The sequence below is a fragment of the Pyxidicoccus sp. M6 genome (genome assembly GCF_055568925.1).
On the sequence record NZ_CM145714.1, the window covers coordinates 13092287 to 13107500 of the forward strand.

Genomic DNA, 15214 nt, shown 5'->3' on the forward strand with positions numbered 1-15214 from the left:
CGCCTGTCCGCCGGACAACGACCCTTTTGCGCACTCCACCGCGCGTGCGTGGAGCGGCGGACGTTGCATGCGTCACATGCTTGGAAATCAAGCATCCGCGCTGTCGACACCGAAGATGCGCAGCGCGTCAGCTTCATATGTCTCGAGCTGCCGCTGCGTCTCCGCGGCGTCCCAACCCAGGCGCGGCGCCATCACCTCGGCGGCGACGCGGGCGGCGGCGCGGCCCAGATCACGCGTCTCGAAGGCGACCTTGAGACGGCGCACGAGCAGGTCGGACAAGGTATGCGCCAGCTCGTGGCTGACACACCAGGCGGCCTCGGCGGCGCGGTAGGGCAGGCCTTCCGCGAGCGGCCGGGCCAGCGCGGGCTCCTCGCGAGTGAGGGCCCAGACACGGCGCCAGCGGCTGCCGTACGCGCGCACCAGGTGCACGGCGGTGGCCTCGTCGCCGACTTCTGAGCGCGCGGCGGCGAACTCCGCCTCCAGGTCGGGGATGTCTCCACCGGGCAGCGGCAGCGTCTCGGTGGGCGACTTGCGGCGGGGCTGGCCGAGGTGGCGCTCCACCGCGTCCACCACGTCGCGGGCCATGACCCGGTACGTGGTGAGCTTGCCACCGCTGATGGCCAGCACGCCGGCCGGGCTCACGTCGATGGCGTGCTCGCGGCTCGCGCTGCCCGCGTCATTCGCGGCGCCGTGGTAGCCGCTGGCCACGAGGGGACGGATGCCGGCCCACGCGCTCACCACGTCCTCGCGGGTGAGCTTCGCCTCGGGGAAGAAGGCGTTGGCGGACTCGAGCAGGTAGGCGACGTCGGCCTCGCTGGCGCGCACCTCGGCGGGGTGGGCGCGCGTGGACGTCTCCGTGGTGCCGATGATGGTGAAGCCCTCGGCGGGGAGGATGAACATGACGCGCCCGTCCTTGGGGGACAGCAGCGTCAGCGCGTCGCGGTGACCCAGGCGCGCGCGAGGCACGGCGAGGTGCACGCCCTTGCTGCCACGCACCGCGGAGCTCTTGTGCTCGGGCGCGTCGAGCTTGCGAATCTCGTCGCTCCACGGACCCGTGGCGTTGACGATGGCGCGAGCGCGCACGGTGACTTCCTGGCCGGTGAGGTGGTCCACCACCACCGCGCCTCGAGCCTGCCCGTCCTGCAGGACAAGGCTGCGCACGGAGGCATGGTTGAGCACGGTGGCACCGGCCTCGGACGCGCCCACGGCGTTGGCCAGGGTGAGGCGCGCGTCGTCGGTGGCGGCGTCGTAGTAGCGGGCGCCGCCCTTGAGCCCGTCCGAGCGGAGGCCCGGCTCCATCTCCTGCACCTTCTGCGAACTGAGACGCTGGTAGCCCTTCACGTTCCGGAAGAGCGACAGGGCGTCATAGAGCATGAGGCCCGCGTTGAGCTTCCACCGGGGCACGCGCGCGCCCGCGTAGACGGGCCAGATGAAGGCGAGCGGCCGCACCAGGTGAGGTGCGAGGTGCAGGAGCCGTCGGCGCTCGATGCTGGACTCGAAGACGAGCCCGAGGTGGCCGTGCTCCAGGTAGCGAAGGCCGCCGTGGATGAGGCGCGACGAGCGGCTGGAGGTACCGCTGGCGAAGTCCTCGCGCTCGATGAGGGCGACCTTGAGGCCGCGCAGCGCGGCGTCTCGGGCCGAACCGGAGCCGGTGACACCTCCGCCGATGATGAGCAGGTCGAACTCCTGCGCGGCCAGGGCGCGCAGGCGGTCCGCGCGGGGCGGAGGCGGTGGAACCTCGGTCTCGGACGACGGTTGACGGAGCGCGGCGGATTCAGAACGCACGGAGAGAGTGTAATGCGATGGCTCCGACACGGCAGTGGAATTCAATGCGCCGCGTCAAGAGTGATACATCGCGTATGGCTCTCGGGGGCCGGTGGGTGTTGACGGCGGGTCAGGATCCACCGAGGGCGGCCTTGCGTATCCAGGAGCGGACGGCTAGGAGGCGGCCGCCCCACCCCTTCCCCGCCGGACCGAGGCTCCGTGCTGAACCGCGATGACAGACGAGACCTGGCGTGCCTGGGACTGATGGTCCTGGTGTACGGGCTCGCGGTCGCGCCGGTGGTGCACGCGGTGGTGGGGCACGGTGGCGGCGCGCCGCACGTCCATGCACACGGCAAGGGCGAGCAGGCGCATTCGCACGGCTCGCGACGGGACGTGCAGGGTGAGCAGGCGCATTCGCACGGCTCACAGCGAGACGTGCAGGATGAACAGGCGCATTCGCACGGCTCACCGCGGGACGTGCCGGATGAGCACGCGCCGGGCAAAGGCCACGGGCCGGGCGGGCACCAGCACCTGACGGGCTCGGTGGAGCACCTGCACGCGCTTGCGGCGTCCTGGATGGTGTTGGATGCGCCGCGCGTCCGCCTGGTGTCCTGGGTGGCGGACGTGCTGCGCGGGCCATCGAGAGCGCCCGGTGCGGCGCCGCGTCCGACGGCGATGCCCCAGGGCCCATAGCAGCGGCAACGGCAAGACATCCAAACTGAGTCCAGGAGCGTAGGTGTCGCGCGGTCGAAGCGGCGCCCATGAGGCTGTGCCTTCGTCCGTTCCGTGAATCCGTCCTGCCGGTGGAGCCGTCCACCGGGGAGCTGCGTGCCTCGTGGTGTGTCCACGGGTGCGTGAGTCCCCGGGGGCGTGTCTCGCGCCGCTGTCTGTCATTGCGTGCCCGTGCTCTTCGTTACCGCGCTGTCGGCGTGTGCCCTTGCCGTGTCGTCTGTCGTTCCCCAGGAGGAGGGATTACCTCCTGCCGTCGTGTTGCCCGGGACAGAGAAGCCCGCAGTGCAGGTCAACGCTCCGGATGGAGGCGACACTTCGAGTCGGGCCGGCAGCTCCGAGTCTCACGCGCAAGCCGAGCCCGATGCAGCGCAGAGCCACGAGTCCGATGTAGCCCCATCGGCACGAACCAGCAGCACCGAGCCTTCCGTCCAGAGCGAATCCCAAGCGCCCAGCGACAAACCCACGGAGCCACCGTCCACGGTGGTCCGAGGCACCCGCCCCACGCAGAGCGCCGCCGAAGTCACACTCGGCCGGGACATCCTCGACGCGGCGCCGAGAACCACCGCCGTGGACCTGCTCCGCGCGGTGCCGGGCCTCGTGGCCTCGCAGCACAGTGGGGAGGGCAAGGCCCACCAACTCTTCCTGCGCGGCTTCGACGCGCTGCACGGCCAGGACGTGGAGCTGGACGTCGGCGGCCTGCCGGTGAACGAGGTGAGCCACATCCACGCGCTCGGCTACGCGGACACGAACTTCGTCATCCCCGAAGTCGTCCGCTCGCTCGAAGTCACCGAGGGTTCCTACCGCGCGTCGCAGGGAGACTTCGCGGTCGCCGGCACGGTGCGCATGGACCTGGGCGTCGAGGAGCCTGGCGTCCACCTCGCGGGCACACTGGGCCAGTACGGCCAGCGGCGCCTCGTCGTCACGGTGCGCCCGGGTGACGACGAGTCCACCTTCGCCGCGGTGGAGCTGGGCGAGGGCAACGGCTACGGCGCGCAGCGCGGCTACGGGCGCGCGTCCCTCCTCGCGCAGGCCACGCACAAGGTCGGTGACGGGCTCACGGTGCGCGCGCTCGGAGGCAGCTACGTCACGCGCTTCGACTCGCCGGGCGTGGTGCGCGAGGACGACCTGCTCGCGGGCCGCAGCACGTTCTTCTCGGCCTCCACCGCGAGGCAGGGAGGCAACGTGACGCGACACCAGCTCCTGCTCGGAGTGGAGCTGCCGCGCACGGGCAAGGGCCGCACGAAGCTGGAGGTATTCGGAGTCCTCTCGGACCTGCGGCTGCGCAACAACTTCACCGGCTACCGAGTGGACGACCGTGGAGACGGACTGGAGCAGACGAACGACGGCACCACGCTGGGCGCACGCGCCGAGCACCGTCGCAACGTGACGATGTTCAACCGCCCCGTCGCGCTCGAGCTGGGCCTCGGAGCCCGGCGGGACGGGGTCGAGCAGACGCAACGCCGTTACCGCGAATCCGACGGCACCTTCTTCTCGGACGAGGTGGACGCGCGCATCACCCAGACGGACGTGTGGGGCTGGGCGGAGGCGCGCATGCCCCTGGGCCGCTGGTCCCTGCGCCTGGGCGGCCGCGCCGACGCGCTGGGCGTGGAGGTCTTCGACGCGCTCGCCTTCAGCGACCCGCGCTTCTACGACGGACGAGGCTACGCACGCAGCGCCTTCGGCATGCACCTCGGCGCGAAGGCCGGAGTGGAGTACACGCTCGGAGACACCGCGGACGCCTGGCGCCTCTTCGCCAGCTACGGAGACGGCTTCCGCTCGCCGCAGGCACGCAGCCTCTCGGAAGGAGAGCGAGCCCCCTTCGTCTCCGTGAAGGGCGCGGAGCTCGGAGCGCGCCGGGACGGCGAGCACTGGGCCGCGCAGCTCAGCCTCTTCGGCTCGCAGGTGGCCAACGACTTCTTCTTCGACCACACGGTGGGCACCACCGTGTACACGGGCGAGACGCTGCGCACGGGAGTCTCCGCCGCCGTGCAGGCCCGCCCGGTGCGCGGGCTCGTCGCGGCGGTGAGCGCCACGGTGGCGCACGCGTACGTCACCGCGACGGACACGTTGCTCCCCTACTTCGCACCGCTGGTCGCCCGAGCGGACGTGGGCTGGGAGCCCCCGGTGACGTGGGCCTTTCTCGGCGGCACGGGCGCGACGTTCTCCGTGGGCACGGGGCTCACGCTCATCGGCCCGCGCCCCCTGCCCTTCGACGAGCGCAGCGGCACCGTGTTCCTCGCGGACGCGTACATGGCGGTGCGGCGCGGCGAGCTCGGCCTGAAGCTGGAGGTGAAGAACCTCCTCGACTCGCGCTGGCGGGACGGTGAGTTCGTCTACAGCTCGCGCTTCGACCCCGACTCCGTGCCGAGCCTCGTGCCGGCGCGACATTTCACCGCGGGGTCGCCTCGGATGGCCTCGCTTACCCTGGAGGTCCACCTGTGAATCGCAGACACGTCCTGATGACGGGCGCGCTCGCGCTGTCCCTCGCCCTGAGCGGCTGCGGCAGCGAGGCCGAGCGCCGCACCTTCCCCGTCGAAGTCTCCGCCACGCTTCCCACCGCCGCCAACGAGAGGGGCTGGACGGTGACGATGGAGTCCGCGCATGCCTCCATCGGTCCGGTGCGCTTCTTCAACGGCCGCGTGCTGCTCTCGAAGAGAGCCCCCCGCTTCGACTGGTACTCGCTCATCGGCGGCACGGCGCAGGCGCACCCCGGCCACTACGTGGCGGGAGACGCGCTGGGCGAGGTGCTGACCGTCACCACCGTGGACCTCCTGACAGGAGCGCCGCTCGGAGACGCGAGCGCCGTGACGGGCGAGTACGGTTCAGTGGAAGTGACACTCACCGCGCCCACTGCCTCCACGGATGCGACGGGCGTGCTCGGAGGCCACGCGGTGCGAGTGCGGGGGACGGCGCGCAATGTGGACGGAGGCTCGGTGCGCTTCGACGCGGTGGTGGACCTGCCGGCGCCGGTGTCGGGTGTACGCTTCGAGAAGTCCCTGGGAATGGAGGCGGGCCGGGTCCGCATCGCCGTGGACCTCACGAAGTGGCTGGGCCGCATCGACTTCGCCACCGCGACCGACCCGGACGCGGATGGCATCTACACCTTCCCCGCCGAGAACCAGGCTCGGAACGCGCTGTTGCGCGGCGTGGAAGACACCACCTCCTACGTCGTGACGTGGGAAGAAGGAGGCGCGCAATGAAGCAATGGATTCTGGGGCTGTCTTTCCTCGGGCTGGCCGCATGTGGCGAGGGCAAGGGCTCCGTCACCTTCACCACGTACGGAGAGGACTACATCGAGAAGCAGATTCCCGCCTCCACCAACGGCGGGGCCGGCTTCGTGGACGGCTGGACGGTGAAGTACGACAAGTTCCTCGTGATGCTCGGCGAGGTGACGGTGGCCACGCACGAGGAGACTGCCGCGAAGCAGGGCAAGTCGAAGGTGTACGACGTGCACAAGGCCGGACCGGTGGTGGTGGAGACCTTCAGCGATTTGCCCGCGAAGGAGTGGGACCACGTCAGCTACGCGATTGCGCCCTGGCCCGAGGCGGAGGCCGGCAACGCGGACGCGCAGGACGTGGCGAGGATGAAGGCGGACGGCTACTCCGTCTTCGTGGAGGGCACGGCGACGAAGGGCACGGTGACGAAGCACTTCGCCTGGGGCTTCCCCACGGACACCGTCTACGAGCACTGCGAGAACGAGGACCTCGGCGCGGGCGTGACGGTGCCGGACGGTGGCGAGGAGACGGTGGAGCTCACCATCCACGGCGACCACCTCTTCTTCGACGACCTCCAGTCGCCGAGCGCGAAGATGCGCTTCAACGCGCTGGCCGCCGCGGACAAGCTGGGCATCGTCGGCGCGGACGGAGAAATCACGCTGGAGGAGCTGGAGGCGGTGGACCTGACGGAGCTGCCGTCGGACCAGTACGGCACGGGCGGCGTGGGCAACGTGCGCAACCTGCGCGACTTCGTCACGGCGCTGGTGCGGACGGTGGGCCACTACCGCGGCGAGGGCGAGTGCAGCCCCCGTTCCCGGTGAGCCGGCCGCGCCTCTGAGGGAAACCACACTGGCGCGGTGAGCGCGGCAGGGAGCGCCGCGAAGACTCACCGCGCCAGCGAGCCAGGACCTGGGACCGACCCCGCCCGTGTCCTGGAGTGACTGCGAATCACCGCGAAGACGCGAGCGTGAAGCTCAGCCGCCCTTCTTCGGGTTGTTCCAGTTGTTGCCCTGGCCCTGGTCCTTGTTCCAGTTGCCGCCCTGGCCCGGCGTGGAGGAACCGGAGCCGCCGCCCTCGGACGAGTTGCCCGAGGAGGAACGGTTCGGGTTCATCTGGTTGGAGCGGTTTTCCTGCGCCTGCTTGTGCGCGGGGTTGTTGGGGTTCTTCGTGTCGGAGCGCTGATCGTTGGAGCTGGGGGTCTTGCCACTGTCCTTGCTCATGGACCTACCTCGGGAGCCCCCTGGCGAGAGTGCCAGGGGAGGGCCGCAAACTAGGAAGCGCGCCCTTCGAGGACACTCGGCCGCGGGGCCCGCGAGCTGTCGGGAAACGCACGGCCGGCTGGCATGTGCGCGGCATGACGAAGGCGGGCCGGGATGCCACCGCGAGCCGCGGTGCCTACCTCGTGCCCGAGGAGGTGATGGACGCGTGAGGATGGTGACCTATGAACGCAGCGGCCGGACCAACACGGGCGCGCAGGCGCTGCGCGTGGAAGGGCTGAAGCTGCTGAAGGTGCTGGAGCAGGGCGAGGTGGTGACCGAGCGCGCCCTGACGGACGACGAGGCCCGGACGCTGGGCCCGTTGCTGGAAGAGGCCGGAAGGCAGCCCGCGCCCGTGGTCGTGGTGCCGAAGGGGGGCGGGCCGAACGGAATGGCCGTCACGCTCGCCTTCGAGGACGAGGAGACACCCCGCGTGCGCCTGGCGACGCACCGGCTGCCCGCGCATGGGGCAGGCCCCGTCTACGACGCGCTGCTCGCGGAGATGGACGCGCTGCTGACGAAGGAGCTCCACGCTCGAGCCCCCCGCCATGCGCACGTGGTGTGGCCGCACGAGCTGCGCGAAGAGGAGTAGACAGGCGGGCTCCAGTGCCTGCTTGCAGGAGGGCTCCGACGACTGCTCCGCAGGCGGGCTCCAATGCCTGCTCGGCGGCCGTGCCTGGACGTAGGTCCAGGTGGGGTTGCCGGGTGCGCATTGTTCTGTGAAGAGAGGGGGATGAAGCGCGTGCAGTTCTCCGTGCATCGCACGGTGGGAGAAGCGCGGCTGCTGGCGGGAGCGCTGGAGGCCGCGGGCATTTCCGTGGAGGTGCGCGGCGAATCGCTCGCTCCGCTCAGTGGAGAAATCCCGAGCGGAGAGACGTGGGTCGAGCTGTGGCTCTGGCCGGGCGAAGTGGAGCAGGCGCGAGGCCTGCTCGCGGAGCTGCGGGAGAACCAGGAAGCGGCGGAGCGCTCCGTGGAGTGCCCGCGGTGTCGGGAAGAGAACCCGGGCAACTTCGACCTGTGCTGGAGCTGCGGCCTGGAGCTGCCCTCGGGGCTGCGCCCGCGGCTCCGGGCGGTGTAGACACGGCACACCCGCGAAGCGGTGGCGGAGTCCTCTTCGGGAGGGATGGAGTGGGCCTGGAAGAAAGGGAGTCGGTGACGGCAGGGGCGGACCCGCGCGATTCGGGAGCGCAGCGCCAGCGCCGGTTGGACCGGGGGATGCGGAAGCTCCTGGTCATCTGCGGCGTCGCCCTGCTCATCCACCTCATCCCCCTCTTCCTGCCGAGGAACATGCCCGAGCAGGAGCTGGAGATTGCCCGAGCGGCGGCGACGGCGCAGGAGCGGGTGCGCTTCTTGATGCCTCTGCGAGAGCACCCGAAGGCCACGGCCGCCGACCTGCGCGAGGCCGCGGAGCTGCTGCTGGACGGAGCCCCCGCGGAGGCCCACGAGCTGGCGCAGGAGGCGGAGCGCAAGGACCCACGCTCGCTGGAGACGCAGCTGCTGCTCGTGCGCATCTGCGACGTGGAGCGGATGGAGCGGTGCGTGAGCACCTCGCTGGAGCGCGCGTCGCAGGTGGCGCCCCGAGACGCGAGGCCGGACCTGCTGCGAGCCGACCTGCAGGAGAAGAACGGCGACGTCTCGGGAGCGGCGGAGTCGTTGAAGCAGGCCTACGGCAAGGAGCCATCGGACCCGTTGATTGGCCTGCGCTACGTGAGGTTGCTGAGCGCGGCGAAGCACGGTGAGGAGGCGATGTCCGTGCTGAGGGGACTCGAAGGCCGGATTCCTCGAGCCCGGCTGCTGGTGGAGCAGGGCCGCGTGTGGACGCGCGAGGGGCGGGACGTGGAGGCGGTGAAGCTCTTCCGCAAGGCAGTGGAGGAGGACCCGAAGCTGAGCGTGGGCTACTTCGAGCTGGGGCTCGCGCTGTACCGACTGGGAAACACCGAGGCGGCCGAGGAGTCCCTGCGCGACGCGGACCGGTTGGACCTGAACGACCCCAAGGCCCTGGCGGCGCTGTGCGCGATGCAGCTCGAGCAGCGGCGCATCAACGACGCGCGGCTCACCCGGATGGACCTGGAGCGGCGCTTCTCGGGCCAGACGGACCTCATCCGGCAGTCGTGCAGCATCCCGTGAGATAGAGCGAGCGGGTCAGGTGCTTGCCCTGATGAAATGAACGCTGGATTCCCGGAGCGGATGAACGGGCGTCAGCGAGGCTCGATACCGCGAATCTGGCGCAGCATCCGAGCGGAGGCCTTCACCTCCGTGTCGACGGAGCCATCCACGCGCTCGGTGCGGACGACGGCCTGCAGGTAGGGAAGCGCCTCGTCGTCACGCCCCTGCTCGAAGAGCAGCTCCGCCAGTGCGAAGCGGGCCTGGGTGAGGAGGACGATGTCCTCGGCGGCAACGGCCGCGTCGATGGCATCGCTGAGGGCTGACTCCGCCAGCTCGGGCTGTCCCCGGGCGAGGAGCTCTCGGGACCGCTGGATGTGTTCCTGGACGTTCATGGCACGGACAGAAGGGTGTCACGACAGGGACGCCACGGGCCTCTTTTGGGCTAAGGGTAGCCACCCATGGACGAGAAGCGCATTACCGAGCTCGAGCTTCGCTACATGCAGCTGCAGGACCTGCTGCAGGAACTGAGCGCCGTGCTGTACGACCAGCAGAAGACCATCGACGTACTGAAGGCGGAGGTGGAGTACCTCAAGCAGAAGCTTGCGGGAGACCCCGGGCTGGTGGACGCCCGGCAGCAGGAGCGCCCACCCCACTACTGAGGCGCCGAACCGGAGTGCCCCACTCCCGCACTCCGGTTTGCTCCGGAGCCCGAATCTCGGGCTCCAGCACGACGGGCCGAGTGGATTCGGGTCGGGCATTCAGAACTTGTAGGCCAGCTTCAGGCCGATGATGGGATCGGGGTCCAGGTAGCCGACCTCGATGCCGATGCTGGCCGCCTTGCCCTGCAGACCGAAGCCGAAGGCGGCGTGGGCGCGAAACTCGTCGCCGCGGCCGAAGACAATCCACGGTCCGACGAGGCCCTCGATGTAGACGCTCCGGGCGACGTTGGCATGCAGGTAGACGTCGAGCGGAATGCCAATGTCATTGCCATCCGTGATGAGCGACGCGCCGAACCGCGCGCCGACGAAGAGCGGGCCCGCGACGTGCCCCTCGATGCCGAGCGTGAAGTCGAAGGTGGCGCTCTCATCAATCCAGTAGTTCGCCCCGAGCGCGGCGCGAACGGCAGCGGCCTCGGAAGTCATGGGGGCGAAGAACAGACCGACCGCGAACAGGCCGCCGAGGCAGGGACGAAGCAACTTCATACGAAAGGCTCCTGGGTGACGGGGGAGCGCCACTCAATCAAGCCGCGAGCAACGTGACCAGCCACACGATGGCTTCAGCAGGCGTGAAACGCGAGCTTCCGCGGCGGAGAGTCAATCGCAGCGGAAGGCGGACACTCTCAACGGACAGCGAAGCAGCGGCCACAGGAACCATGCGGGAGCCATCGCCTCCGTGAGCGTGTTGCAAGAGCGTGCCCTGGGGGTCTCGCGAACAGGGCGGGCACGAGTGTCGGGCGTTACACAACGGACCTCATCAGGAGACGTCGCATGAAAGCCATTCGGTATCACCAGGTGGGCGGCCCTGAAGTCCTGCGTCTCGAGGAAGTACCGGAGCCGGTCGCGGGCCCCGGTGAGGTGCGCATCCGGGTCCGCGCGGCGGGAGTGAACTTCGCCGACACCGAGCGCCGGCGCGGGTTGTACGACGCGACGTCGCCCCTCCCCCGAATCCTCGGGAGCGAAGCAGCGGGAGTGGTGGAGTCCGTGGGCCCGGGAGTGGACGCGGCGTGGCTTGGACGGCGCGTGGTGGCCCTGACGACGCGGAGCTACGCGGAGCTCACGACGGCGCCCGAGAAGGAGCTGCTCGTGCTCCCCGAGCGCGTCTCCTTCGAAGAGGGCGCCGGGCTCCTGGTGCAGGGACTGACGGCGTGGCACCTGGTTCACACCATGGGCCGCCTGTCCGCGGGCCAATCCGTGCTCATCCACGCGGCCGCGGGCGGAGTGGGACTCCTCGCTGTCCAGCTCGCGAAGGGCGTGGGCGCCAAGGTGCTGGGAACGGTGTCGACGCCGGAGAAGGCCCGGCTCGCGAAGGAGCTCGGGGCCGACGAGGTCATCCTGTACGCAGAAGGCGACGTCGCGCAGCGGGTGCGCGCGCTGACGGGAGGCCGGGGGGTGGACCTCGTTTTGGACTCGGTGGGAGCCAACACCTGGCAGAGCAGCCTGGATTCACTGGCAGTCTTTGGGCACCTGGTGAGCTACGGCAGCGCCAGTGGTGCGCCACCGCCGGTGGACGTGGATTCTCTGTATGAGAAATCCCTGAAGGTAAGCGCGTATTGGCTGCGCACGGACCACCCGCCGGAGCTGCAGCGTCACGCCCGTGAAGCCTTGAGGGCGGAGCTGACGGAAGGCCGGCTCCAGGTGCGTATGGGCCTGGTGCTGGACCTGGCCGAAGCCGCCGAAGCCCACCGCCAGCTCGAGGGCCGCGGCACCGTGGGCAAGGTGGTGCTGCGCGTTCCGTAGGCGTCGGAGTACCCGCCGGGTGCCCTCGCATGCGTGAGGGCGTTGAAGGCGGATGCGGCATGCCCTCCGAGCGGGAGCCAAAGGGCCACAGGAAGGCAGACGCCGAAGCGCCTCGCCAACGCGGGGCACTTGAAGGCAGACACGCAGCAAAGCCCGAGGCCGCGCTACCGGGGCCGCCAAGACAGACGCAGAATCGTCTGGCCCGCGCGACCGCACGTGGAGAGACGCGGAAAAAAGAAAACCCCCGTTGCCACGAGGGCAACGGGGGTTCTCAAAAAGAATCCGGCAGCGACCTACTCTCCCACGCGGTTTCCCGCGGAGTACCATCGGCTCTGGAGGGCTTAACTTCCGTGTTCGGGATGGGAACGGGTGGGACCCCTCCGACATAGCCACCGGAAAATCAGCGACAGTGCATACAAAGGGTAAGTTTCAATTCGTGCGAGTGAAGTCTCGCTGCGCCTATTTTGAAGCGTCTTCCAGGCGAGTGGCTTTCACCACTCGAGCCTCGGCCTTGGCCCCGAGTCCCTTACGCCCCGTGAGGAGGCATGGAAGAGAACGGGGAAAGTAAGCCGCTCGACCCATTAGTACCGGTTAGCTCAACGTGTTACCACGCTTACACACCCGGCCTATCAACGTCGTAGTCTTCGACGGGTCTTCAGGGGCTTGCGCCCGGGATACCTGGTCTTGAGGTCGGTTTCCCGCTTAGATGCTTTCAGCGGTTATCCAATCGGCACATGGCTACCCAGCGATGCCTCTGGCGAGACAACTGGTACACCAGCGGTGCCTCCAACCCGGTCCTCTCGTACTAAGGTCAGAGCCTCTCAAGTATCCTACGCCCACAGCAGATAGGGACCAAACTGTCTCACGACGTTTTGAACCCAGCTCGCGTACCGCTTTAATTGGCGAACAGCCAAACCCTTGGGACCTGCTCCAGCCCCAGGATGCGATGAGCCGACATCGAGGTGCCAAACCTCCCCGTCGATGTGAACTCTTGGGGGAGATAAGCCTGTTATCCCCGGAGTACCTTTTATCCGTTGAGCGATGGCCCTTCCATTCAGGACCACCGGATCACTATGACCTGCTTTCGCACCTGCTCGAGATGTCTCTCTCGCAGTCAAGCTCCCTTATGCCATTGCACTCGCCGCCCGGTTTCCAATCGGGCTGAGGGAACCATCGCGCGCCTCCGTTACTTTTTGGGAGGCGACCGCCCCAGTCAAACTACCCACCAGACAGTGTCCCAGTCCCGGATGACGGGACATGGTTAGACACCAGAAATCAACAGGGTGGTATTTCACCGTTGCCTCCACCGAACCTAGCGGCCCGGCTTCAAAGGCTCCCACCTATCCTACACAGTCAATCCCTAGTGTCACTGTCAAGTTGTAGTAAAGGTTCACGGGGTCTTTCCGTCTTGCTGCGGGTAAACTGCATCGGCACAGCTATTTCAATTTCGCTGAGTCCCTCTCCGAGACAGCGCGGAAGTCGTTACTCCATTCGTGCAGGTCGGAACTTACCCGACAAGGAATTTCGCTACCTTAGGACCGTTATAGTTACGGCCGCCGTTTACTGGGGCTTCGGATCATCGCTTCGCCTTGCGGCTGACGAATCCCCTTAACCTTCCAGCACCGGGCAGGAGTCAGACCCTATACGTCGGCTTGTCGCCTTCGCAGAGTCCTGTGTTTTTGGTAAACAGTCGCTACCGCCATTTCTCTGCAACCTCTCTCGGCTTCGGCTGTACGCCTACACCTACCAGAGGCCCACCTTCTTCCGAAGTTACGGTGGAAATTTGCCTAGTTCCTTGGAGGAGAGTTCTCTCAAGCGCCTTAGGATTTTCTCCTCACCCACCTGTGTCGGTTTACGGTACGGACACCCTATGAGCTCCCTACGGGACTTTTCTTGGAAGCCGAGCATCAGCGACTTACCCCTGACGGGGCGCCATGGGGTCTCGGGGATGACTGCCGCGCCTTTAGTCGTACGCGACACCCCTACACCTTTAGACTGACACAACCACCGGTCAGCTCGCCTAGCTTTCTCCGTCCTCCCTTAGTTCAACGCTCACAAGATGGCGCAGGAATATTAACCTGCTTTCCATCACCTACGCCTTTCGGCCTCGGCTTAGGTTCCGGCTAACCCTGGGAAGATTAACTTGACCCAGGAAACCTTGGGTTTACGGCGAGGGGGTTTCTCACCCCCTTTATCGCTACTCATTTCGGCATCAGCACTCCCAGTCGCTCCAGCCGCCTTTTCAGTCGACCTTCGCTGCAACTGGGACGCTCCCCTACCGCCATGCGCTTTACGCATGACCCGAAGCTTCGGTACTAGTCTTGAGCCCCGTTACATTTTCGGCGCGGCCTGTCTTGACCAGTGAGCTATTACGCTTTCTTTAAAGGATGGCTGCTTCTAAGCCAACCTCCTGGTTGTCAATGACCTGCCACATCCTTTCTAGTGTTCACTTAGACTAGATTTGGGGACCTTAGCTGTCGGTCTGGGTTATTCCCCTCTTGCCAATGGACGTTATCACCCACTGACTGCGTCCCGGGATAACAATTGCCGGCATTCGGAGTTTGGTACGGTTTGGTAATCTGGTGAGACCCCTAGCCGTTCCAGTGCTCTACCTCCGGCATTGAATTGCCCGAGCCGATACCTAAATATCTTTCGGGGAGAACCAGCTATCACGGAGTTTGATTGGCCTTTCACCCCTACACACAGCTCATCTCAGAAATTTTCAACTTTCATGAGTTCGGTCCTCCATGCGGTGTTACCCGCACTTCAACCTGGCCATGTGTAGATCACCCCGCTTCGGGTTATAATACACGCAACTGAACGCCCTGTTTGGACTCGCTTTCGCTCCGGCTCCACCTATCGGCTTAGCCTCGCTACGTATATTAAGTCGCCGAATCATGATGCAAAAGGTACGCCCTCGCACTGCCTTGCGGCGTAGTGCTCGGACTGCTTGTAGACATGCGGTTTCAGGTTCTTTGGACTCCCCTTACCGGGGTTCTTTTCACCTTTCCCTCGCGGTACTTGTTCACTATCGGTCGCCAAGGAGTATTTAGCCTTACCGGATGGTCCCGGCTGATTCGGGCAGGATTGCACGTGTCCCGCCGTACTTGGGTACCCCGCTCGGCTCCAACCAGCTTTCGCGTACGCGACTATCACGCTCTTTGGTGGCCCTTTCCAGAGCCTTCCGCTAGCCAGTCAAAGTCCTACCGCGGACCCACTACCCCGCTGCCACTTGCGTGACATCGGTTTGGGCTTCTCCCATTTCGCTCGCCGCTACTTTGGGAATCACTCGTTGTTTTCTCTTCCTCAGGGTACTGAGATGTTTCACTTCCCCTGGTTAGCTCCATCCAACCTATGAATTCAGTTGGAGGTAACGCCGCTATTCGCAGCGCTGGGTTTTCCCATTCGGACATCTCCGGATCAACGCTCGGTTGACAGCTCCCCGGAGCTTTTCGCAGCCACCCGCGTCCTTCATCGCCTCTTGGCACCTAGGCATCCACCGCACGCCCTTAGTAGCTTACTTGCCCTGATCTCTTTCAGGCCCACCTCCCGGCGGACTTATTGAAACTCGAGACCAAGGCCCAGACCCCTGCTCTTCGCAGCAGGCCCGGAAGACTTCTTCGATTCAGCACTTGATGGGACTGTCTTGCACTGTCGGCGCATCAGAGCCTCCCGGCTCCGTCAC

Annotated in this window: 13 protein-coding genes and 2 rRNA genes; 9 read left to right on the forward strand and 6 right to left on the reverse strand. The window is 66.8% G+C overall.

The window, feature by feature from the left end:
* Window positions 1-87: 87 nt before the first annotated feature.
* Entirely contained in the window at window positions 88-1785 is a 1698-nt protein-coding gene (glpD, locus tag ACVTJA_RS51770; RefSeq protein ID WP_465832258.1) for a glycerol-3-phosphate dehydrogenase, read from the reverse strand.
* A 198-nt stretch (window positions 1786-1983) separates the two neighbouring features.
* On the opposite strand from glpD, the gene ACVTJA_RS51775 reads away from it, so the two are divergent.
* The 4 genes from ACVTJA_RS51775 to ACVTJA_RS51790 all read left to right on the forward strand — a co-directional run bounded on the left by ACVTJA_RS51775 (window position 1984) and on the right by ACVTJA_RS51790 (window position 6532).
* The gene (locus ACVTJA_RS51775; protein WP_465832260.1) at window positions 1984-2457 is read left to right on the forward strand and encodes a hypothetical protein; all 474 of its coding nucleotides are present in this window, start codon (window positions 1984-1986) and stop codon (window positions 2455-2457) included.
* A gap of 519 nt (window positions 2458-2976) precedes the next feature.
* Window positions 2977-4938, forward strand: coding sequence for a TonB-dependent receptor (locus ACVTJA_RS51780; RefSeq protein WP_465832261.1), 1962 nt, complete (start codon window positions 2977-2979; stop codon window positions 4936-4938).
* Window positions 4935-5696 carry a hypothetical protein gene (locus ACVTJA_RS51785; RefSeq protein ID WP_465832262.1) on the forward strand — a complete coding sequence of 254 codons (762 nt, stop codon included), beginning with the start codon at window positions 4935-4937 and terminating at the stop codon, window positions 5694-5696. The genes ACVTJA_RS51780 and ACVTJA_RS51785 overlap by 4 nt, the downstream gene beginning before the upstream one ends.
* Complete coding sequence (locus ACVTJA_RS51790) at window positions 5693-6532, forward strand: hypothetical protein (RefSeq protein WP_465832263.1); 840 nt, start codon at window positions 5693-5695, stop codon at window positions 6530-6532. The genes ACVTJA_RS51785 and ACVTJA_RS51790 overlap by 4 nt, the downstream gene beginning before the upstream one ends.
* A gap of 153 nt (window positions 6533-6685) precedes the next feature.
* On the opposite strand, the gene ACVTJA_RS51795 is transcribed toward ACVTJA_RS51790, so the two are convergent.
* Complete coding sequence (locus tag ACVTJA_RS51795; protein WP_465832264.1) at window positions 6686-6931, reverse strand: hypothetical protein; 246 nt, start codon at window positions 6929-6931, stop codon at window positions 6686-6688.
* A 205-nt stretch (window positions 6932-7136) separates the two neighbouring features.
* Here ACVTJA_RS51795 and ACVTJA_RS51800 point away from each other — a divergent pair, with 205 nt between their 5' ends.
* From ACVTJA_RS51800 to ACVTJA_RS51810, 3 genes are all read left to right on the forward strand, one after another.
* Window positions 7137-7559, forward strand: coding sequence for a hypothetical protein (locus tag ACVTJA_RS51800; protein WP_465832265.1), 423 nt, complete (start codon window positions 7137-7139; stop codon window positions 7557-7559).
* Window positions 7560-7700: 141 nt separating this feature from the next.
* On the forward strand, window positions 7701-8045 hold the full coding sequence (locus ACVTJA_RS51805; protein WP_465832267.1) for a putative signal transducing protein: 345 nt from the start codon (window positions 7701-7703) through the stop codon (window positions 8043-8045).
* A gap of 137 nt (window positions 8046-8182) precedes the next feature.
* A complete protein-coding gene (locus ACVTJA_RS51810) occupies window positions 8183-9094 on the forward strand; it encodes a tetratricopeptide repeat protein (protein ID WP_465840730.1) in 912 nt (303 codons plus the stop codon).
* A gap of 71 nt (window positions 9095-9165) precedes the next feature.
* On the opposite strand, the gene ACVTJA_RS51815 is transcribed toward ACVTJA_RS51810, so the two are convergent.
* The gene (locus tag ACVTJA_RS51815) at window positions 9166-9465 is read right to left on the reverse strand and encodes a hypothetical protein (protein ID WP_465832269.1); all 300 of its coding nucleotides are present in this window, start codon (window positions 9463-9465) and stop codon (window positions 9166-9168) included.
* Between the two features lie 66 nt (window positions 9466-9531).
* On the opposite strand from ACVTJA_RS51815, the gene ACVTJA_RS51820 reads away from it, so the two are divergent.
* Window positions 9532-9732: a SlyX family protein gene (locus ACVTJA_RS51820; protein ID WP_465832271.1), complete on the forward strand. Its 201-nt coding sequence runs from the start codon at window positions 9532-9534 to the stop codon at window positions 9730-9732.
* Between the two features lie 99 nt (window positions 9733-9831).
* Here the strand turns inward: ACVTJA_RS51820 and ACVTJA_RS51825 are convergent, their stop codons facing one another.
* Window positions 9832-10275 (reverse strand): hypothetical protein, encoded by a 444-nt coding sequence (locus tag ACVTJA_RS51825; protein ID WP_465832273.1) that lies wholly within the window; start codon window positions 10273-10275, stop codon window positions 9832-9834.
* Between the two features lie 285 nt (window positions 10276-10560).
* Between ACVTJA_RS51825 and ACVTJA_RS51830 the strand changes: the two genes are divergently transcribed.
* Window positions 10561-11529 (forward strand): quinone oxidoreductase family protein, encoded by a 969-nt coding sequence (locus tag ACVTJA_RS51830; protein WP_465832275.1) that lies wholly within the window; start codon window positions 10561-10563, stop codon window positions 11527-11529.
* 280 nt (window positions 11530-11809) lie between these two features.
* Here ACVTJA_RS51830 and rrf read toward each other — a convergent pair.
* Window positions 11810-11926: ribosomal RNA gene (gene rrf / locus ACVTJA_RS51835) — 5S ribosomal RNA — on the reverse strand.
* Window positions 11927-12089: 163 nt separating this feature from the next.
* A 23S ribosomal RNA gene (locus ACVTJA_RS51840) occupies window positions 12090-15052 on the reverse strand.
* Window positions 15053-15214 lie beyond the last annotated feature (162 nt).